Source organism: Paenibacillus sp. GL_099_B (genome assembly GCF_057835695.1).
The window spans coordinates 4,462,256-4,483,140 of the sequence record NZ_CM174430.1 but is presented as its reverse complement, the minus strand read 5'-3'; the positions used below and the strand labels follow the sequence as shown (position 1 = coordinate 4,483,140).

At 46.8% G+C, this 20,885-nt stretch carries 18 protein-coding genes; 11 read left to right on the top strand and 7 right to left on the bottom strand.

From position 1 onward, the window contains the following. Positions 1-110 precede the first annotated feature (110 nt). Together AC3ITG_RS20265 and AC3ITG_RS20260 are read left to right on the top strand one after the other, a co-directional pair. Positions 111-557 (top strand): MarR family winged helix-turn-helix transcriptional regulator, encoded by a 447-nt coding sequence (locus tag AC3ITG_RS20265; protein ID WP_413372269.1) that lies wholly within the window; start codon positions 111-113, stop codon positions 555-557. After that, positions 554-2,065 carry a DHA2 family efflux MFS transporter permease subunit gene (locus AC3ITG_RS20260; protein ID WP_489251178.1) on the top strand — a complete coding sequence of 504 codons (1,512 nt, stop codon included), beginning with the start codon at positions 554-556 and terminating at the stop codon, positions 2,063-2,065. Before AC3ITG_RS20265 ends, AC3ITG_RS20260 begins: the two co-directional genes overlap by 4 nt. A 113-nt stretch (positions 2,066-2,178) precedes the next feature. Here AC3ITG_RS20260 and AC3ITG_RS20255 read toward each other — a convergent pair whose 3' ends face one another. The 3 genes from AC3ITG_RS20255 to AC3ITG_RS20245 form a co-directional block, all read right to left on the bottom strand. Continuing rightward, complete coding sequence (locus AC3ITG_RS20255; protein WP_489251177.1) at positions 2,179-2,523, bottom strand: MGMT family protein; 345 nt, start codon at positions 2,521-2,523, stop codon at positions 2,179-2,181. A 200-nt stretch (positions 2,524-2,723) separates the two neighbouring features. Further along, positions 2,724-3,455: an RluA family pseudouridine synthase gene (locus tag AC3ITG_RS20250; RefSeq protein WP_489251176.1), complete on the bottom strand. Its 732-nt coding sequence runs from the start codon at positions 3,453-3,455 to the stop codon at positions 2,724-2,726. 2 nt (positions 3,456-3,457) lie between these two features. Further along, on the bottom strand, positions 3,458-4,321 hold the full coding sequence (locus AC3ITG_RS20245; RefSeq protein ID WP_024630567.1) for a class I SAM-dependent methyltransferase: 864 nt from the start codon (positions 4,319-4,321) through the stop codon (positions 3,458-3,460). 262 nt (positions 4,322-4,583) lie between these two features. Here AC3ITG_RS20245 and AC3ITG_RS20240 point away from each other — a divergent pair, with 262 nt between their 5' ends. The 3 genes from AC3ITG_RS20240 to AC3ITG_RS20230 are packed head-to-tail and all read left to right on the top strand — an operon-like array spanning position 4,584 to position 6,465. Then, a complete protein-coding gene (locus tag AC3ITG_RS20240; RefSeq protein ID WP_064636952.1) occupies positions 4,584-5,036 on the top strand; it encodes a flavodoxin in 453 nt (150 codons plus the stop codon). Positions 5,037-5,042: 6 nt separating this feature from the next. Further along, positions 5,043-5,846 carry a hypothetical protein gene (locus AC3ITG_RS20235; RefSeq protein ID WP_489251175.1) on the top strand — a complete coding sequence of 268 codons (804 nt, stop codon included), beginning with the start codon at positions 5,043-5,045 and terminating at the stop codon, positions 5,844-5,846. Between the two features lie 52 nt (positions 5,847-5,898). Then, positions 5,899-6,465 carry a nitroreductase family protein gene (locus AC3ITG_RS20230; RefSeq protein ID WP_489251174.1) on the top strand — a complete coding sequence of 189 codons (567 nt, stop codon included), beginning with the start codon at positions 5,899-5,901 and terminating at the stop codon, positions 6,463-6,465. A gap of 22 nt (positions 6,466-6,487) precedes the next feature. Here AC3ITG_RS20230 and AC3ITG_RS20225 read toward each other — a convergent pair whose 3' ends face one another. After that, the gene (locus AC3ITG_RS20225) at positions 6,488-7,945 is read right to left on the bottom strand and encodes a 4-hydroxyphenylacetate 3-hydroxylase family protein (protein WP_489251173.1); all 1,458 of its coding nucleotides are present in this window, start codon (positions 7,943-7,945) and stop codon (positions 6,488-6,490) included. Between the two features lie 201 nt (positions 7,946-8,146). Further along, on the bottom strand, positions 8,147-8,299 hold the full coding sequence (locus AC3ITG_RS20220) for a DUF1540 domain-containing protein (RefSeq protein ID WP_072733378.1): 153 nt from the start codon (positions 8,297-8,299) through the stop codon (positions 8,147-8,149). A 365-nt stretch (positions 8,300-8,664) separates the two neighbouring features. On the opposite strand from AC3ITG_RS20220, the gene AC3ITG_RS20215 reads away from it, so the two are divergent. After that, positions 8,665-9,477, top strand: coding sequence for an AAA family ATPase (locus tag AC3ITG_RS20215; protein ID WP_489251172.1), 813 nt, complete (start codon positions 8,665-8,667; stop codon positions 9,475-9,477). A 163-nt stretch (positions 9,478-9,640) separates the two neighbouring features. On the opposite strand, the gene AC3ITG_RS20210 is transcribed toward AC3ITG_RS20215, so the two are convergent. Both AC3ITG_RS20210 and AC3ITG_RS20205 read right to left on the bottom strand, forming a co-directional pair. After that, entirely contained in the window at positions 9,641-11,104 is a 1,464-nt protein-coding gene (locus AC3ITG_RS20210) for a HAMP domain-containing sensor histidine kinase (RefSeq protein ID WP_489251171.1), read from the bottom strand. Then, complete coding sequence (locus AC3ITG_RS20205; RefSeq protein WP_091000319.1) at positions 11,089-11,775, bottom strand: response regulator transcription factor; 687 nt, start codon at positions 11,773-11,775, stop codon at positions 11,089-11,091. The genes AC3ITG_RS20210 and AC3ITG_RS20205 overlap by 16 nt, the downstream gene beginning before the upstream one ends. Positions 11,776-11,966: 191 nt before the next feature. On the opposite strand from AC3ITG_RS20205, the gene AC3ITG_RS20200 reads away from it, so the two are divergent. The 5 genes from AC3ITG_RS20200 to AC3ITG_RS20180 all read left to right on the top strand — a co-directional run bounded on the left by AC3ITG_RS20200 (position 11,967) and on the right by AC3ITG_RS20180 (position 20,861). Beyond that, on the top strand, positions 11,967-12,686 hold the full coding sequence (locus AC3ITG_RS20200) for a YceI family protein (protein WP_489251170.1): 720 nt from the start codon (positions 11,967-11,969) through the stop codon (positions 12,684-12,686). Positions 12,687-12,928: 242 nt separating this feature from the next. Beyond that, positions 12,929-17,290 carry a glycosyl hydrolase 53 family protein gene (locus AC3ITG_RS20195; protein WP_489251169.1) on the top strand — a complete coding sequence of 1,454 codons (4,362 nt, stop codon included), beginning with the start codon at positions 12,929-12,931 and terminating at the stop codon, positions 17,288-17,290. 160 nt (positions 17,291-17,450) lie between these two features. Next, a complete protein-coding gene (locus AC3ITG_RS20190; protein WP_489251168.1) occupies positions 17,451-18,467 on the top strand; it encodes an iron-hydroxamate ABC transporter substrate-binding protein in 1,017 nt (338 codons plus the stop codon). A 253-nt stretch (positions 18,468-18,720) separates the two neighbouring features. Next, entirely contained in the window at positions 18,721-19,761 is a 1,041-nt protein-coding gene (locus AC3ITG_RS20185; RefSeq protein WP_489251167.1) for an SPFH domain-containing protein, read from the top strand. Continuing rightward, on the top strand, positions 19,758-20,861 hold the full coding sequence (locus AC3ITG_RS20180; RefSeq protein ID WP_489251166.1) for a diacylglycerol kinase catalytic domain-containing protein: 1,104 nt from the start codon (positions 19,758-19,760) through the stop codon (positions 20,859-20,861). Before AC3ITG_RS20185 ends, AC3ITG_RS20180 begins: the two co-directional genes overlap by 4 nt. Positions 20,862-20,885: the final 24 nt, after the last annotated feature.

Here is a 20,885-nt window from a genome sequence, read left to right as displayed (position 1 = left end):
CGTTATATGTAAAGAGTTGACTATGTAAATATTTTTGTTATAATAAGTAATTGTTCCCCTGATATTTCGTGTACGAAATATTATATTCCATAAGTAAAAAGGGTGAATTAATGTCTGACACATACGAAGTATTCTACATTATTAATTCGTTTCGGCAGGTCAATCAACTGCTCTTCCGGGCATTCTGGAATGAAAACAAGGAAATTGAGCTCACTTCGATTCAATTTATGGTGTTATCCATTTTGAAGGAGCGTCCTTCTATCGGTATCAATGAAGTGGCTGAACTCTGTCATATGGGCAGCAGTTCCATGAGTGCTGTAGTGGAGCGTCTGGTCAAGGGTGAGTACATTGTTCGAACGCGTTCCGACTCGGACCGCCGATCAGTAAAGCTTCAGATTACGGACAAAGGGGAACTGGCTCAGCAGGAAACACACCATTTGTGGATGGAGCGAGTGTCACCTATCCTAGATATCCCGAAGGAAGACCTTGAGCATCTGCTAAGAATTCATAATCAAATGATTGAAAAGTTAGAAGGAAGAGAGATGAACAACCAATGAGTACTACTGCAGCAGCAGCGCCATCCTCAGCGATGGACAACATTAAGAAAGGCCCGATTGTGGCCGCATTGTTAATCGGTGCATTCGTCGCCTTCCTGAACCAAACTTTGATGAACGTAGCTCTTCCTAAAATTATGGAGGACCTCGGCATCGGAGCGAATAAAGCCCAATGGCTGACTACGGGTTACATGCTCGTCAATGGTGTGTTGATTCCGGTTACGGCGTATCTGATCGCCAAATTCTCGACACGTCAAATTTTTATTACAGCCATGACGCTATTTACATTAGGAACCTTGGTCTGTGGTTTAAGTCCGAACTTTGGTATCCTGATGGTAGGTCGTGTTATTCAAGCGGCAGGCGCAGGTATCCTGATGCCTCTGATGACGGTTGTATTCTTGACGATCTTCCCGATTGAGAAGCGTGGTCAAGCTATGGGTACGATGGGGATCGCGATGATTCTCGCTCCGGCCATTGGACCGACGTTGTCGGGTTATGTGGTTGAGCATTATTCTTGGAGACTGTTGTTCTATATCATTTTGCCATTCTCCGTTATTGCAACTGCAATCGGTATTGCTTTTGTCAAAAATGTAACACGTCAATCCAAACCTAAATTGGACTATCCAGGTGTTATTTTATCCACACTCGGTTTTGGTAGCTTGTTGTACGGCTTCAGTGATGCGGGTACAGACGGATGGGGCAGTGCAATTGTTATTGCTTGTCTGGTCGTAGGGGCCATATCCCTGATTCTGTTCGTTATTAGACAGATGACAACAGATCATCCGCTTTTGGAGTTCCGTATTTTCAAATACAACATGTATACTTTAACAACGATCATTAACATGCTCGTTACGATGGCGATGTTTGCCGGTATGATTCTGCTTCCGATTTTCCTGCAAAATATTCGTGGATTCTCACCGATTGAATCTGGTTTGCTGATGATGCCAGGCGCTATCCTGATGGGGATTATGTCTCCTATCACAGGTCGCATCTTCGATAAAGTGGGAGCACGCTGGTTGTCCGTTGCCGGTCTTGCAATTACCGCCATCACAACTTGGGGGCTCAGCCGCCTGTCGATCGACACAACTTATGGTTACATGATGTTTATCTACACAGCTCGTATGTTTGGTATGTCGATGTTGATGATGCCAATTCAAACGGCAGGTCTCAATCAGCTTCCACAGCGCCTGAACGCGCATGGTACAGCGATGTCCAATACACTGCGTACAGTTGCAGGTGCGATTGGTACAGCGATTCTCGTTACAATTATGAGCAGTAAGCTGAAATCCCATCTGGCAGATACCCTGGCTACAGGCCAAATCGCTACAGATGATAAGGCTGCAATGCTCCGTGCTACCGCAGATGCAACCATCTACGGGGTAAACTATGCTTTTATTATAGCGACCGCAATGACAGTTGTTGCTTTGTTCCTGGCGTTCTTTATCCGTAAAACAAAACCGGCTACTGAATCTGTAACGGTTGAGCAGCAAAAAGTGAATGCAACAGCTTAAACCGTACTTAGGTTAATGTTCTTATTCATTCAATAAAGGCTTTAAATATACAAAAGAGAGTTCAGGCAGATCACACTGCTTGAACTCTCTTTTTGCTATGCCTTGTTTTGGCTTTATTTTTCATCGGTCGATGGATCAAGAAGGAATGTAGGACCAGGATCATGACCGAAGAGTCTGAGGTTAATGCTCCCATCCATTTGAAATTCAACGCCCTCGCTAATAAGCTCCGTCTCCTGCATCAGACGTGAATGCTCGTCGGGAATGGAGATCAGACCTTTGGCGTTGACGACGCGGTGCCAGGGAAGGCGTTCCTTCTGGCTCATGGAGTGCAGAATACGTACAACCTGTCTGGCAGCTCTTGGGCTGCCTGCATGAGCGGCAATCTGTCCATAGGTCATGACTTTTCCCTCAGGGATTGCTGCGATGATGGCGACGACCTGTTTCGTAAAAGGTGTCATAGTAGTGGGTCTTCCTTTCCATTTGAGTAAACCAATATGGGTCTAAGTATTGTGGTAATTCCTTAAAAACAGTTTATCATATCGCTGGAATGGAAAGAGATCAAAAAACCGTGCCATTCAGATACGGAATCTGCATGACACGGTTTATGGTCAGATTTGACCTGATGTATGAATATGATTGATTTTATTAAACGTAATGACTAGTAATCCGCTTTAAATGCATTATCATACACAGCAGCCGGCCATTCTGTCCATGGGAATTCACGAGGAGGCAGGGACTGCAGGACAATTTCCTCCTTCGTTACCGGGTGGGGAAAAGCAGCGATGGCAGACCAGAGAGCAATTTGTTGTCCGGGCTTATTCACACCTGCACCGTACTTTTGATCTCCGAACAGTGGGCAGCCAATTTCTTTCATTTGGACCCGAATCTGATGAGATCTGCCTGTGTGCAGCTCGATGTGAACCAGACTATAACGGTCGGTTTCGCCGATAACCTGGTAATCCAAAACAGCATCTTTACCACCAGCTGCACCCTTAGGCACAACAGTGACGGTATTCGTACGCGCATCTTTCAGCAGCGTGTGTTTTAACGTACCTTGCTGTGCAGGCAGCTTGCCATGTACAACAGCCGCATATATTTTGCGGAAATGACGTCCCCGAACTGTCTCGGATAATCTTGAAGCAGCCTTCGATGTTTTGGCAAAAATCATCGCACCACCAACGGGGCGGTCAAGACGATGCACTAATCCGAGATAAACGTTACCAGGTTTGTTATACCGCTCTTTCAAATCCTGTTTCAGCAGTGTAAGCAAATCCGGATCACCTGATGCATCTTCCTGTGTAGGTACATTAACCGGTTTCGTAATGCCTAGGAGGTGGTTGTCCTCAAACAGAATCGGAATATTACCGGTTGTTTGCGAATGTTCGGACATAATCAGGACTCCCAGCGGCCCAAGATGCCGCATGGCAGATCCAGACCACTACGGGTAATTGGAAGACCAATTTCACCTGCCGTAATTTGACCGCCGTATTGGGCAGACATCGTCATTGTCAGCATGTTGCGCAGAACGGTAGAGGAAATACCGGTTGTATAGGAATTGACCAGCATGAATAATGGGTTATCCGACAAAATTTCCATACACGATTTCAGGAAAGGATAGAGGTTCTCTTCCAGCTTCCATGTCTCTCCGTTAGGGCCGCGGCCATAGGAAGGCGGGTCCATAATAATCGCGTCATACCGATTGCCGCGACGTTGTTCGCGCTGTACGAATTTGAATACATCATCTGTAATGAAACGAACAGGACGATCCGCGAGGCCAGATAATTGAACATTTTCTTTGGCCCACTGTACCATGCCTTTAGCTGCATCCACGTGGACAACTGAAGCTCCGGCATAAGCAGCAGCAACTGTTGCACCGCCTGTATACGCAAACAGGTTTAGTACAGAGATGGGACGGCCTGCCCCAGCAATTTTATCCATCATCCAGCTCCAGTTGGCCGCTTGTTCAGGGAACAGGCCGGTATGCTTGAAGCTGGTTGGTTTAATATGAAATTTCAGGTTCTCGTATCCGATGGTCCAGCGTTCCGGGATCGGTTTTTTCATGTCCCAGCTGCCGCCGCCCGAAGAACTGCGGTGATAATGGCCGTGAACCTGGCGCCATTCATTGGTTTCTTTTTCAAGGGGCCAAATGATCTGTGGATCGGGTCTGCGCAAAATCACATCACCCCAACGCTCGAGCTTTTCGCCGCCTCCTGTATCGATTACTTCATAGTCCTTCCAGTTCTTTGCTACGTACATAATGATTTATCCATCCTTCAAAAGTCATTTGGATACTATTGTACAACAAAAAAGGGCCTGGACGCCAGTTGTGGGGGGCGCCTGAAAGGGTGCATTGCTTAATACGGTGTTGAATTTGGTCCATCACCATATACTGAAATGGAAACCGAGTGAAAATTTAATTTGACAATGATAATCATTATCACATATGATTTTGATAAATTCAAATGTTACTTCTTCAGGAACAGTATGACATGATCAATAAAAAGTGAGGGGAAAATAGATGGCTAAATTGTTAGTGGCTTATGCAAGCATGACAGGAAATACGGAAGAGATTGCGGAACTGATCGTCGAAGGGATTAAACAAGGTGGGCATGAAGTGGATCTCAAGTCCGTAACAGATTGCAATGCAGCTGATGTGCTTGATTATGACGGGTTTCTCATTGGAGTATACACGTGGGGAGACGGTGAACTGCCGGATGAATTCCTCGATTTTTACGAAGAGCTGGATGAGCTAGATCTGAGTGGCAAACGGGCAGCGGTGTTCGGAAGCGGGGATACTTCTTACGAGCAGTACTGCGGAGCCGTTGATCTCGCGGCAGCGAAGCTGGTGGAGCGTGGGGCGGAGGTATCTCCAGAGATGCTGAAGATTGAATACAGTCCGATGGAGCAGGAGAAGGATACGTGCCGTGACTTTGGCAAACGTTTTGCTGCTGCCGGATTACAGGTGTCCTAAGAACTCATGTTAAGACATAATGTTCAGGCAGCTCTGCAGCCGGGAATGTCAGACACCCCGGTACGGCTGCTTGAAGATTACAGATTGGAAGAGATACTGCGCAGCCCGCATCGGTTCATCCGCCCGGAACCAGAGGCTGAACAGCGCTCACCGCTGCAATGGAGACACCGTGTACAATATGCAGTCAGCCATGCAGTTAATGCTTTTTACAGTATGGACCCGGAAGTGCGAAAAGAGGTGCCTGTACAATATTTACTCGAAAAGTGGTGGCCTAGAAAGGCAACTGGATTTGAATCGGTACTTCATTACTGGGATGTAAAAAACAAAATTACAGATGAATTATCCCTTGCAATTGCCATGAACGATGATTTGAAGCATCCGACCATTCTTTTTGAACAATGGCGAACGGAGCTTCCTACCTTGTCGATGCATCTGTCCATGATCTTCCAGGCTGTCTGGCAGCCTGAGGGCTGGGATTCACTGCTCATCCAAAAATATATGGTTGTCCATGATCCACACGTGGTTGAGGCGTTCCAGCATATGGTGAGCGTGTTCTGCTGGGAAGCATTTGGCAAGCTGCCAGGCATGATCGAAATCTATTGTTTGCTTGAAGGTCGCAAGATTCGATATATTCCGGGACGTCAATCGCTTGTCCGCTCGATGGATTATATTCAACTGATTCGTGACAGCATTCCGAGCACAGAGAAGGTGGAGTCTGACCAATTTACGGTTCGGGACAAAGCCAGAGTGCATGAAGAGGTCGATCGGTGGAGAAGTGAGACTGAACTGAAAAAAAATTGGTTGATGTAAAGCAAGACAAGGGATGTTGTGATATATCGTGCAGATTAAGGAGGGATGAGCCATGTCTACCGGTTTGAGACAAGATGCAGTAAACGGCAAGAAACGTACAGGAACTTGTGAATTCAGCCCGTTGCCTGTACCACAGTCGGTTATAAGACGGTTACTGGATGAAGCAGATCCATCTTTATATGTAATGAGCTCAGAGCCTTGGCGGTTTATGCTGTTCGCCAGTGAAGGGCGTCAACTGTATCTGGAGGCGGTCAGACAGAGTTACCCACCACATTTGGCAGATCGCTACGGGGACTGGGCTACATATCAATATACAGAAGCAATCCCAGCACATCTGGTTGTTGTCGCCCCTTCAAGTGCCAGGGAAGACCATTTATTGCCTGCAAAAGCCTGGAGCAAACGTTTTTGCATCCTGGCTGCCGAACAAGGTTTGAATGCCGTCTGGAAGATCAATGATTATCAACAGCATCCCGTGTTTATGAACTTGATGGGTTTAACGAGTGAAGAAAAGGTATTGGGTGTATTCCACATCGGTTACGGAGACCAGTCTGCACTTCGGGGCACCGACGCAGGCAGACCAGCCTCTGAACTGATGACGGTCTACGACCATCTGGTTTAAACGAGGGGGTCATTCCTCATTCTTATTTCCCGTTTTTGGCAATAAAATTACGAACGAGCTGACGATATGATTGATCTGCGAAGCATGCTGAGTACAGCCGGTTCGACACGGTGATCGTGTTGCCAAAAAAGAACCGTTCAAACTGGGTCTGTCTACCTCCAAAAGATCCTGCTCCCAGCTCCCAGATCAGGCGGAACAGCGCTGTGCGTTCTTGGGATACCATGTCGGTTCCTCTCAGGTACGTATCCAGGTGTGGCGCGATATCGGAGCGGAAGTCTTCTTCCTGTGGCACCATAATTACGCCGCTGGAACCCAAGAGCTGCAAGATTTCAATCATCTCAGGATACAGCTTGGGGAAAATAAGATTTGCTGCCATTAATGGTTTGGGAGCAGGTAATACAAATCCCCGTCCATCTGTTATAGCACCGGCTTCTGATGCCAGAGCCAGTGCTTTTAACGTTTCAAGGCTGGACAGTACCCTGGCTGTTTTCTCCACCACATGAGTTTCGGCAGCTTGGTCGAGTGTGTCCGCGAGTAGCTGAATGATGCCCAAGACAAATTCTGTTTTTGCAATATACCGACATATGACCTGATGTCCTGCGTGAATATGAAAATGGCTTCCACTAAAAAGGCGGCCGGACATTTCCTCATTACCGGCAAAGAATATCCGTTCATGAGGAACAAGCACATGGTCAAATATGACGATGTTGTCCATCTCTTCATACCTGGAACTGAGTGGATAGTTGAAATTGGATTCGGCTGCGTAGGTATCCCGGCAGATCAGACTGATGCCTGGCAGGTCATTCGGTACAGCAAAGGCAAAAGCGAACGGATTTTCATCGTCGAACGGTGCCGGTGACGGAGAAGGATACACCAGGATTTCGTCTGACGTTGCAGCCTGAGTGGCCATCATAAATGCACCATTGATGATCAGACCTTCTTCAGTGCGCTCAACCACTTTGGCGGCAATTGCATCTTCGGTCGTGTCCAATTGTCCCGAAATTTTACTGGCATGAGGCTGGATGAAGGCATGGGAGAGAGTAATGTCATTATCCCGGCAGTAGGCATAGTAGTTTTTTAAATTTTCGGCGTATTGTGGTGATACTTCTTCAAGAATATCTGCTCCAGTATAAAAGGCCATAATTGCTGTGTTCATATAATCGGGTGAACGTCCCAGAAATCCATGGTGAGCCCCTGACCAGATGCTCATTGCTTCTCGACGTCTGCGCAGATCATCAACACTGGTTGGAGGCAAAAAGGACATACCTACTGGTTTTCCATCAGCTGGGGATGCATAAGTCATCGTATCGATCAAATGTGGATCGGACTGTAGATCGTACAGCTTCGCTTGTGTATCCATTAAACCTGCAAACGCAAAATGTTCAGAACGTTTTCCAGTTACAAGCTCTCCTTTGTACCAGCAGGGGACCGTCTGGGCATCGATACGTTCGATATACTGTTTGCCACTTTTTACGGGCATCGTTACTCACCTCTATGATATATTCGTTCATGGGCAGTTTGACTGCTCTCGTAGTGTACGTCAATAGGCAGTCCAATGTGCATGAAGAGAAGGGAGTTCAGATTTTGCAGAAAAGAGCTTGATAATAATTATCATTCTTGTTACAATAGAAAAAGAAAAAGGAACCGCGAGGGCTCCTTTAACTTGTACAATTTGATTTTTTTATTTTACTTCAAATGTTTTGCAATCTGTTTCAGCGGATTCACTTACTTTTTTGGAACTGTGACTCACGATGTAGATTGAAGATGCGTTGCATTTATTCTCTTGAGCCCAGTGACGACAGGAATTAACCTCACATAATACGTCTTTTGCCATGATTGATAACCTCGCTTTGATTGGATTACATTCGTTGGTATAAAAGGACATCCGGAATTGGCAAGTTGCCGCTTGCAAATCTGGAAAAATTTTGTGCTCTCTCGAGTAAAAAGAGGGCTTTTTTTGCGTTATACTCAACGATGCATATTTAGAATAGCAAAATTTGCTGCCGCTTGCAACAAATTGGACGAGACCTTAAGCAAAATGATGGACAAGTCACGGAAACTTTGCAAAGAGGCCGTATTATGTTATGATTTAATAGTAATAATTACGATTAAAAGATCATTAACTTATGAATGAGATTGAATCGATAGTATTTAACTTGGATGATCCCTTGAGACATAGAAGAAGGAGAACGATTAACGATGAGCAAAACCAACCATATAAATCGGATACCCCGAGCTAAAGGCATTGATATGGCCGCTTTTTATTCACCGAAAGAGTGTGGACGCAAGGCAAAGCATATTGTATTCTCCGCAGACAATGAACGGGTTGTGGAGGAGTTTATTACCATTCTCGGTATGAAAGATCAGTTTACAGAACATGATGTGCCAATGCCGAACAAAATGGTGATGTTTGGTCCTCCGGGCACAGGCAAAACATTAACAGCTTTCCATCTAGCACACCGACTTCAGCTTCCGCTGGTCCTTGTGAGACTCGATGCCATTATTCATAGCCATCTTGGGGAGACGGGAAGTAATGTCCGTAAACTATTCGAATATGCACGGGCTAACCCCTGTGTGCTATTTCTAGATGAATTTGATGCCGTAGGTCGTACACGTGAAAGTAATGATGAGGTTAAAGAAATGGCTCGTGTCGTCAATACCTTGTTGCAGTGTCTTGATGAATTCGATGGTGACAGCATTCTGGTTGCCGCTACGAATCTGGAGACACAGCTGGATCATGCGATATGGCGGCGATTTGATACCAAAATGACTTATGGGATGCCGGATAAATCAAGCCGTAGATTATATATTAGCAAGCTGATGGGGCAGTTTGAGCAGGAGAGCCGACTGGAAGAATTCACGTGTGAACGCCTCACAGGATGCAGTTATGCGGATGTAGAGCAGATTGTTTTAAAAGCTAAGCGGAAAGCCATTATTGCTAACAGCCCATTACATGAGCAATTAATTAATGACGCGTATGCAGAATATATGCCGCGGGTACTGGCCACATAGCTTGCATATGAATATCAGCAACCACTGTCACATAATAAATAGCCCGGTTCCTATAAAGGAATGTCGGGCTATTCGATATTTCAGCAAGTTGTATGGGCCGTTTTTTCTGGGTTCTTTGGCAGATGAAGAAAGCCCGTTTATGAGATGCAGACATCGTGTCCTGCTACGCGTTAGCCGTTGCGCGGTAAGATGGTTCTATCTCTGTTTTTTCTGGACCAGACCATCGTGGCAAAGTTAAGGTGAAAAGGCTGCCTTCAGGACTGCTGGAGGTCAGGGATAAATCCCCTCCCTGGGCTCGAGCAAGCAAGCGGCTATAGGTCAGTCCCAGACCTAGCCCGCGGGTACGGCGTTTTTTGATCTCGCCACGGTAAAAACGTTCGAAGATCTTGGGTTGATCTTCTTTAGTGATACCCGTACCGTTATCCTGCACATCAACAAACAAGTTTTCCGCCTCAGCGCGCAAACGGATATGAAAGACGGCAGCTTGGTCGGAAGCGGCTGCTTGCAGTCCGTTATTGAGCAGGTTGACAATAATCTGCTGAATGCGAAGGGCATCACCGATGGTATAGAGCGTACCCGAAGGTGTATGCAATTCAATCTCGGGAGACTTGTCCTCATAAGCGATTTTCCACTGATAGATAATCTCACCCACCAGCAAATTCAAATCTATGCGTTCCCGACGAACAGCGACACTTCCAGCGCTCATCGCATTGTAATCCAGCAGGTCAGCGACCATGCGTTCCATACGTTCGGATTCTTTGAGTGCGATGTCCAGAAATTCCTTCGCTTCCTCCGGACTAACGATATCATCCCGGACAGCCATCAAAAGTCCTTTAATGGACGTTACCGGCGTTTTCAATTCATGGGTTACCCCAGCAAGTGACAGGGCACGCCATTCCTCCAATTGCTGCAAACGAATGGACATCTCGCGAAAAGATTCAACGAGTTCATTCATCTCCCTTTCCCGTGTGTTCAGATCCAAATTGACTTCATAGTTTCCGTTTCGAATCTGCTCCGCGGCGTGGGCGACCTGGCGAATAGGCCTGGAGAGCTTGCGGGACAGGAGGTAGATTGTAAACCAACCACACAGAATTAAAGCAACGAACAGGATGCACACCACCAGCATCGTTTCCGGATTGTATGCAATGGACTTTTTGGATTGCATGACCCACACTTTACCGAGCGTCTGATCGTCATCTGTGACGTTGACCGTCACCCCGGCGAATTTTTTGTTTCTTGGTTCGCGTAGGTCGTCAGACAGCCTATTATACACATCTTGCTGTGTCATTTTCGGTTTCGAATAGATCAATTGATTATTGTTGTCGAGCACCATAATACAAAAGTAATTATCTGTATTGAAAAGCTTGGTACGTTTGTCCATGAGCCTGTCGAGATCCGGGGGAATATGCAGTTTGTTTTCCGCTCCCGTTACCTTTTCGGCGATTTCCAACCCTAGCAGCTGGGCCGTTTTGAGACCTTTCTCAATGGAAGTGGTTCTGATCCAGTAGAGTGCCCCTGCAACAATAATGGTGAAACCGATGCAGAGGATTAGAAAATATCGAAGCGTCCAGTAGGACAGAATGGATGTTTTACGTTTGGTTGTATTTCGTTTTAGTTGGCGATCCAAAATTGATACCCCATTCCCCGTAAAGTCCGAATTTCTCCCGTTTCCGGCAGCCAGTGGGATAACGCCTGACGCAGCCGTTTGATCGACAGGTCCACAGCCCGGTCACTTCCGTCATAATCCATGCCCCATACCTGTTCAATGAGATGGTCCCGGGTAAATGTGCGGTTGGGGTATTCCGATAGAAACAGAAGAAGTGACAAATCACGTGGTGTGAGTGCAACCTCGGCACCGTTCAAAAGTACCTGTTTGGCAGCCAGATCAATGACCAGATTGCCAAAATAACGTTTGCCTTCACCTTCAGCTGTCCAGTGTGGATTGCGGCGAAGCACAGCATTGACCCTGGCGACCACTTCCTCGGGCACAAAAGGTTTGCTCATATAATCGTCAGCGCCGGCATTCAGCCCATTCAGGCGGTCCTGAATATCATCCAGTGCGGTTAACATAATGACGGGACAAGCACTTTTTTCGCGGATGATTCGCAGCAGATCCCAACCGTCCATTCCGGGCAGCATGACATCCAGCAAAACCAAGGAAGGCACATCCGAATCAAATAGAGTTAGGGCAGTGGGTCCATCCGCTGCATGACGAACGTCGAATCCCGCTTTTCGAAGATAGGCAGCCAGCACACGGGCAATGGCTTGTTCATCTTCGACGATGAGTATGGATTTCAAGAAGGTGTCTCCTTTCACGTCAGAAGCTTGTGTACTGATTTTACATGAGTGGCAGCACAATGCCAATGAGGCAATTATTTTCAGAAAAAAATGCGTTGCACATCATTTCTTGACGTCATCCTGACACATTGGGCTGGTAAGATGCTGATAAATAACCAACTTATACAGTTACCCATTGGAGGAAAATAGAGATGAATAAAAAGACAAAAACATGGATGATCTCAGGTGCGGCAGCAATCGTTATTCTTGGGGGCGGAGGGTACTATTTCGCGAACAATTACCTGGGGAACAACGTTGAGATTGAACAGGTGCTTCCTGCCAGCACTGCAGCGTCCACAACGGAAGCCGGATCGGACAGTGGCACAAGCGTGTCCAACGTTGCAGCGGGAGCAGAGCAATTGAATGGAGACTGGAGCATCAGCGAAGGTTCAAAAGTATATTTCTCGGTAACGACATCACAGGAGACCGTCAATTTTGCGGACGAGCAGGTTAGTGGTAACCTGACCCTTAATGTAGACGATGCTTCCCAGGTGAAAGCGGATGGACAGATCGAGATAAGTGCAATAGACTCGGGCAACAGTCAGCGGGATAATCATGTGAAGGGGGCTGATTTCTTCGATGCAAGCACTTATCCACAAGCTACATTTAAGGCTACCTCATTTGAAGGTGTACCCACGGAATGGCCAGCAGGGCAAACTGTAGATTTTAAAATGAACGGAACCCTAACGGTAAAAGGGATTGAAAAAGAGGTAATGTTTGACGTAAAAGCTGCTTACGAAAATGACCAGGTGTTGTTGTCCGCCACAACGATGGTTACCTTTGAAGATTTTGGTATGGAGAATCCACATTCGGTGGTCCTTTCTACTGAAAATGACATTCAGGTTCAACTGGAACTGAAGCTCAGCAAGTAAGCATATAGTAAGGCTAAAATCTGTTCCAATCTGCCTAATGAGGCAGAGGGACAGTTTTTTTTTGTTAGGAATGGGAATCGATCCACAGTGAGCAGGAATTACCATTCGATGTGTTAAAATAACTGCTGTTTCCTTGGCATAATACCGTGTCCTCGTTTGGTGTAAAGCGCTTACAATGATAATGATTTACAACATTCATTGTTCAAAGTTGAACCAGACAAATGATAAGGGGGAGATCAAGCGTGCACAAAAGATACATAAGCGGCTGTCTCGTATTACTGATGTTGTTCTGTGATCTGGGTCTAGTAGTTCGGCCCGCAGCGGCAGCGGCGAAAGTAAACGTTTCGCTGAATAAGGCGGTTACGGTTAGCTCAGAGGATCTACAATGGGAGGGCTATAAAGAAAAAGCGGTGGATGGCAATGGAGATACAAAATGGAGTGCGGACAGTCCTACTTCAGTAGATCAACCGCATTGGCTGACGGTAAACTTGGGGGCTTCATACAACCTTTCCGGTGCAGAACTAACGTGGAAGGATGAAAACGAGGTTGTGAAGTTTTTGGTTGAAGTGTCTGAGGACGGAAATACATGGACACCTGTTGAAGACCACTCTGCCAACGATAAAGCGGAATCACAGGTCAATCTGGATTTTCAGGCAGATGCGGTTCAGTATGTGAAGGTCACGATTCCTTATTATGCGGGTACCGACTGGTGGCCTGGCATTTCCGAGTTTCAAATCTGGGGAGAGGAAGAGGTACGGAACCAGGCAGATATCGTGAAATATGATCCAGTCAACGTGTCTACCGTAAGTCGTACTGCTCCTGTTCTGCCAGCAAAAGTCACGGCACATTACCAGAACGGGAAATCGGGCCTTGTCCCGGTGGCATGGGAGGAAGTTGCCCCTGCACAATATGCATCAGCAGGCAGCTTTACTGTTACGGGTGATGTATATGGTGCTCCCATTCAACCTGAAGCTACCGTTACGGTAGAAGGATATCGCAGTGATTTTGTCAGAGGGGTGGATATTTCCACGTTAACTGCTATTGAGGATAATGGAGGTTATTATCTGGACAGCAATGGAGCAAAACGCGATTTGCTCGATATTCTCAAAGACCGTGGCGTGAACTATGTGCGGCTTCGTCTGTGGAATGATCCACAGAAATCCAATGGATATAACGACAAGGAAGATGTGATTCGTCTGGCCCAGCGGGTAAAGGCCAAGGGCATGAAGGTCCTGCTCGACTTCCATTATTCCGATGAATGGGCACACCCGGGCCAACAGCTTCGTCCGAAGGCCTGGGAAAACCTTTCATTTGATGAACTGAAGACAGCTGTATATGATTACACGCGTGAAGTGGTAGGCGAGATGAAGAATGCGGGCGCGATGCCCGACATGGTACAGATCGGTAACGAAATCAACAGCGGCGTGTTAAACGGATTGAAGAGTAATGTCGACTTTGATGAGAACGTTGCCTTACTTCAGCGAGGAGTGGATGGCGTTCGAAGTATCCAAGGCGGAGATGAGGTTCAAATCATGATCCATCTGGCTGAAGGGGGTAAAGCCGATACATTTGACTGGTACTTTGGCGAATTGCAGAAACGTCATTTGGAGTACGATATTATCGGCCTTTCCTATTATCCATTCTGGCATGGGACATTCGCAGATGTGCGCAGAACGATGAATGAAGTATCTGCGAAATATGGAAAAGAAGTCATTATTGCTGAAACGTCATATCCATTCTCGTATAAAAACGGGGACGCTCATGGCAATATTATTGGCAACCCGGAAACGCTGAATGTGGGAGGGGCTACCTTCCCGGCAACTGTACAGGGACAATACGATGCCATTGCAGGCATCATGGACATGATCTCACAAGTTCCGGATCAGAAGGGAGCAGGGTTCTTCTATTGGGAGCCTGCATGGATTGCAGCCGATGTAGGCTGGATTGCTTCCGAGGGAGACGCATGGGAGAATCACGCCATGTTCGATTATGACGAATATCCGGCGAATGGCGGTTACTCGTATGAAGGACGTGCTCTGCCATCGCTGGATGTGTACAAACGTGGCCTGGAGATTCTGCCTGCAGATCGGAAAGAGTTGTCGGCAGCCATTACACATGCACAGGCGCTTGAATCCAGTGATTTCACATCTGAAAGCTGGACCACACTCGCTCCAGCCATTGCAGCAGCCGAGAATACGTACAAATTGGCTTATACATCTGGTGGTGTAACCCAACAGGATACGGACGCTGCGACTGCCGCTCTTAATGAGGTTATGGAGCAGCTTGATGTTATAGCGGCGAATCGGAACGGTCTCGAGGCAATCATTGCCGAAGCCAAAACATATAAACAAGCGGATTGGTCTGCTGCAACATGGGCTGTTCTGACCAAGGCTCTTACTCGTGCAGAACAGGTTATGACAGATCCAAGAGCCACCCAGACCGAGGTGAATACAGCAGCAAAACAAGTGGAAGCAGCCATTCACGGGTTGTCCAATGTAGACAAAACGGAGCTGACACAGTTTATCGGTGAAACCCAGCAGCTGACCGAATCTTCTTATACTCAGCGAAGCTGGGCAAACCTGAAAGCGGCATTGTTATCGGCAATCACGGTCAGAGACAAGCATGATGCTATTCAAGCCGAAGTGCAGGAGGCTCTGACAACACTTCAAAAAGCGAACAACAGCCTTGTTTTGCTGGAGGCATTAACAACAGGTAAAACAGCTACCGCATCAAGCAGTGCCGGTACAGGTGGTGGAAAAGACAACTCGCCTGGGGGAGCGATTGACAGTGACCCCACTACTTCATGGGGAACAGACCAAAGTGTGGATAGTTGGTGGCAAGTGGATCTGGGGGCGACCGCTGTGATCCGTAAGCTGGAAATGTCCATGTGGAGTGGAGGCATTAAATACAAGATCGAAGTATCCAACGATAACAAGAACTTTGTCAAAGTCGTGGATACAACAAGTGATGTGGTTGTATCCACCAGTCCAAGACATATCCTGCCCGCAGGCACGGAGGCGCGTTATATTAAACTGACCATTACCGCTGGTTCTCAGTGGGTAGGCTTTATGGATTTTGAAGCGTACGGGGTGTTCCCGGCGGACAAATCTGCCCTGGAGACTACAGTGAATTCCGCTGTGAAGCTGCATCAAAGTAATTACACGGCCGCAAGCTGGAATGGGTTTGCACAGGCATTGTCGTTTGCTCATGTGCTTATGGATGATGCAGAAGCCAGCGCACAGGAAATCAGTGCTGCGGATAACGCATTGAAAGAGGCGGTTAGTCAGCTTGTAAGGCAAGAGTCGACCCCGGGTCAGCCATCACAGCCGGGTCAACCTGCACAGCCTTCCACGCCTGGATCATCCCAGAATCCCGGCAATTCTCCTATAACGCCACCTGTTGAATCCAGTAATCCAGGAGAAAGTGGTTCCATTACATTCAAAGGGACAAGTACCGGAGCGGGCACCTATGTGATTCAACCTGAGATGAAACAGTTGTCTCAAATGATTGACGGAATGGGAGCAGGGAGCAAAAAGCTAACCTTGATTGCAGATGTTCCCAAGGATACAAAGGCTGTGACCTTCCAGCTCAATGCAAATCAACTTCAGGAATGGGCAAGTACTCAGGCATTACAGTCGCTGGAGCTCATCATGAAGCAGACATCTGTCCGCATCCCGTTAAGTGTATTGAAGGATGCTCGTAATGAAGATGGGGGTACAATGGATGTAATTCTAGCCGAAGACTCCACAGCCAATCTGTCTGAAGCGCATAAGAAAGCCATCGGTAACCGCAACGTGGTCAGTGTGGATCTCTTGTTAAACGGACAGCCGTTACAGTGGACAGACAGATCCATTGAAATAGCGATGTCGAATGTTCAAAATTCAAATGCAGAAGACGTTGTGCTGGTTATTCAATCCCTTTTGCCAAATGGTGGAATGAAACCGGTAACCTTTACTCAATATGATGAAATGACCCAAAGTCTGGCTTACAAGCCGCTTCAGTCAGGCCGTTTCGTGATTACTGAAGTGCAGGTGCCGTTGAATGATTTGCAATCCTACTCCTGGGCCATTAAAGAGGTTCAGAATCTGTATGGAAAAGGAATCATTTCAGGCATGACAGATACCCGGTTCAGTCCGCAAGCAGAACTGACACGTGCACAATTTCTGCAAATGATCATGAAGGGGATTGGCGAATCACGTTTGCCGGATACATCCACTTCAGCTCCAATGGATGTGAAGAGTGATCAGTGGTATTCAGATTTCGTACGCCTTGGTTTGGAGATGGGGATCGTGCAAGGCCGAGCAGACGGTTCGTTTGCAGCAAATGAACGTATTACCCGTGAGGACATGGCGGTAATGTTAAACCGTGCGGTACAGGTCATGAAGCAGAACACCAGTGCAACCGTTGATACAACACCCAACAGCACCGCATTTAATGACAACGCAGATATCGCTGAATATGCAAAACAAGCTGTTGCAGCGATGCAGGAGCAAGGCCTGCTTAAAGGAATGGCAGATGGCTCGTTTGCGCCTAAACTGCATGCTAATCGTGCACAGGGTGCAGTCGCTGTAGCCAGAATGATGGAGCAGATTTATAAATTCTAAGTGTATATATGATATAGGGATCGGGTCTCTCTGACTCGTTCCCTATGTTTATGGATTTCAATTAAAATGGTAGACAGTTAGTAATCAATTCTGCTATGATTCCAATGATAATGATTACCATTATCACAAAAAGCGTTGAATTATAGGGGGCATCATGTTTATGTTTAAATCCAAATCGATTCTTTCCATTTGCACGTTATTTATTGTGTTTACGCTAGTTCTTGCGGGCTGCGGAAATGCAGGAAAGACAACGGATGAAACGGGAAGCGGCTCAGGACAGACGACTGAGAATCGGGAATCCACTGGAACCGATACAGCTCAGAATGAATCATCGGAAAGTGAAACACGTGAATATGAGACGGATAAAGGGACGGTTACCATTCCTGCACATCCGAAACGCATCGTGACCGATTACTACGGGGGCGAGATTCTGTCTGTAGGCGGTAACTTAATTGGTGTAGAGCCAAGTGCCTTTGATAACCCGTTCATTAAGGACAAGCTAAAAGACACCACAGATGTGGGTTATCCAGTGAACGTGGAGAAGACGCTGGAATTACAACCTGACCTAATCGTTGTGATGTATGATGATAACTACGAGGAACTTTCCAAAATTGCACCAACTGTGCATATCCCATATGGTACAGCGACAGATATCTACAAGACAGTTGAACTGTTTGGTGATTTGATTGGTCAACCAGATCAGGCGAAGGCGTTCATTGCCGATTATGAGAAAAAGGCAGCAGCAGGACGCGAGAAGCTGAAAGGCATCGTGGACGAAAATACGACCGTTGGATTATACGAGTTGACGGACAAAGGAGATCTGTGGATCTTTGGCGACAACGCAGGCCGGGGCGGACAAGTTGTATACAATGCTTTGAAGCTGAAAATGCCGAGCAAAGTGAGCAAAGACAATCAGACCGTGCAGCTATCGCTCGAAGTATTGCCTGAATATGCTACTGATTACATGTTCATGACGGTGTACGATCCTGAGAAAAAAGGCGAAGCGCTGAAGGAATTCAAACAGTCCAAAGTATGGAATGGCCTGGATGCGGTGAAGAATCACCGATTCTTCGAGAATGATTTTGACACATTCTATCGATATGATCCAATCGCCATTACTGCCCAGATTGATTTGTTTGTTGATCTGATCTTGAAGAGCGCTGAACAAAACAAATAAATGATGAACGTTGTTTAACAACGTGGTGACTTCTAATGTTAGGCTAGCGCCTCGCATAACTTAACACATAATGAGTTGTCATTACTGACTATAATTATAGAAAATCGACCTGCCTTATGGTTTCTGCCTAAGGTAGGTCTTTTTTTATGTCATAAGCAAAAAAAGTCGTTAATGTCATATTGACAATATCAAATTCATTTGTTATCATTTCGACAATATCAAAATGACAATATTAAGAAATGGGGAATGAGCGATGTTTGGATTCCGATTCGTGAAGTTTCAACCCAGTGAGTACGTAATGAAAGTGAAGAATGGGCAGGTGCAACGTCAAGGTGTGGGTTTGTCCTTCTACTATTATGAGCCGACGACATCGGTGGTGGTTCTGCCTGTATCTTCGGTGGATGTGCCCTTTATGTTCGAAGAAATAACAGCCGATTATCAAACAGTTACGGTTCAGGGTCAACTGAGCTATCGTATCGTTGATTATATGAAAATCACCCAAAGTTTGAACTACACGTACAATTTGCGCAAAAACAGATATATCTCCGACGATCCTGGCAAGTTGGATCAACGTGTGATTACGACCGCCAAAGTGCTGACCAAAAAACATCTGGAGCAAATGCCCCTGAAGGAAGCCATTCAATCGAGTGAACGGCTGGCCAGCAGCGTGAAACGGGAAGTGGTGCAGAGTGAGGAACTGGAGAAATTGGGCGTAGAGCTGATGAGTCTGTCCATTCTGGCCATTTTGCCCAATAAAGAGACGATGCGTGCACTGGAAGCACAAGCGCGGGAAGAGATTTTACGCCAAGCCGACGAAGCGCTGTATGTACGTCGCAATGCATCCATTGAACAGGAGCGGAAAGTGAAGGAGAACGAACTGAACACAGAAATTGCCGTTGAGACGAAGAAACAGCAGATTCGAGAAACGCAATTACATGCTGAGCGTTCGGTGAAACAGAAACAGAATGAGATGGAACAGGAACAGCTCCAATTCAATACGGCGATGGAGGAACGGAAACAACAGCTTATTGAATTAACGATTGCCAATCAGAATGCTGAAGCTGATGCCAAAGCCTATGAAATTGCAGCCGTGATGAACTCGTTACAACAGGTGGAACCTAGCGTGCTACAGGCGATGGCTAACATGGGTATGAACTCGGATAAACTGATTGCCCTTGCATTCCAGGAGCTGGCTGAGAATGCCGGGAAAATCGGACAGCTTAACATTTCGCCGGATCTGCTGCAAGGATTGATGAACCCACCGACAAGAGAGCAGGGAGGTCGCGCACGATGAGACTTGGGAAGGCAAGTCAGACTGTAGCCGCACACATTACTGAAGGAGAACCAATGACCGAATACAAGTTGATTCTGGTCAAACGCAGAACGAGGCTGGAAGAATTGGTGGTCCGCTATAACACGGTCCAACAAGCCCAGTTCTATATTGAACGCTTGGGAGCAGACTTCAGTGATTACCTGGAGGAGGACAGACGTTATCATCATTCCGTGCAGCAGGCCCAGCAGCAGCTCAGCCAACTGGGCCGGGTTCAGACTATTGATCGGGAACATGTGCCCAACTTTATTTTTGGAGCACAGGACATTGTGGTAGTGATTGGACAGGACGGTCTTGTTGCCAATACGCTCAAGTATGTAACCGAGCAACCGCTTATTGGTGTAAATCCTGATCCAATGCGTTGGGATGGGGTACTGCTGCCATTTACGGTGGAGGATCTGAGCTTCATTATTCCTGATGTTATTCGTAAACGTCGCTCCCTGAAAGAAGTGACTTTGGCCAAAGTGGAGCTGAATGATGGACAGTATCTCTATGGCGTCAACGATCTGTTCATTGGCCGAAAGACGCATGTATCTGCTCGTTATGAAGTTCGCATGGGTTCATCGGTAGAACAACAATCCTCCAGCGGAGTGATTGTATCCACGGGAATGGGATCGACGGGCTGGTTCAAAAGTGTGCTGGCAGGTGCTGCTGGAGTCGTGGGTTCGGAAGCGTGGCAGCACATCCAATCGGGTGAAGCGTTCCTTCCCGATAGAGACAGCGGAAGCCCTCATTCAAACTCGAACCCTAGAGGGAAAGGTTATTCAGAAGCACATATCGCTGCGACAGCATCTGCACAGGGAAGTATGAGCGACATGAATCACTTTGGCTGGGATGCGCCTTATCTGTATTTTACAGTACGTGAACCTTTCCCCAGCCGGACGACTGCAGCCGATCTCGTGTTTGGACAGATTCATCCGAAACAGCCTTTGCAGATTGTCTCCCAGATGCCGGAGGACGGTGTTATTTTCAGTGATGGGGTAGAACAGGACTTTCTCGAATTTAATTCCGGAGTGGAAGCGACCATTGGCTTGGCAGAGAAACGTGGACGTTTAGTGGTCTGATCCTTTATTTCCAATCCGTTTTTG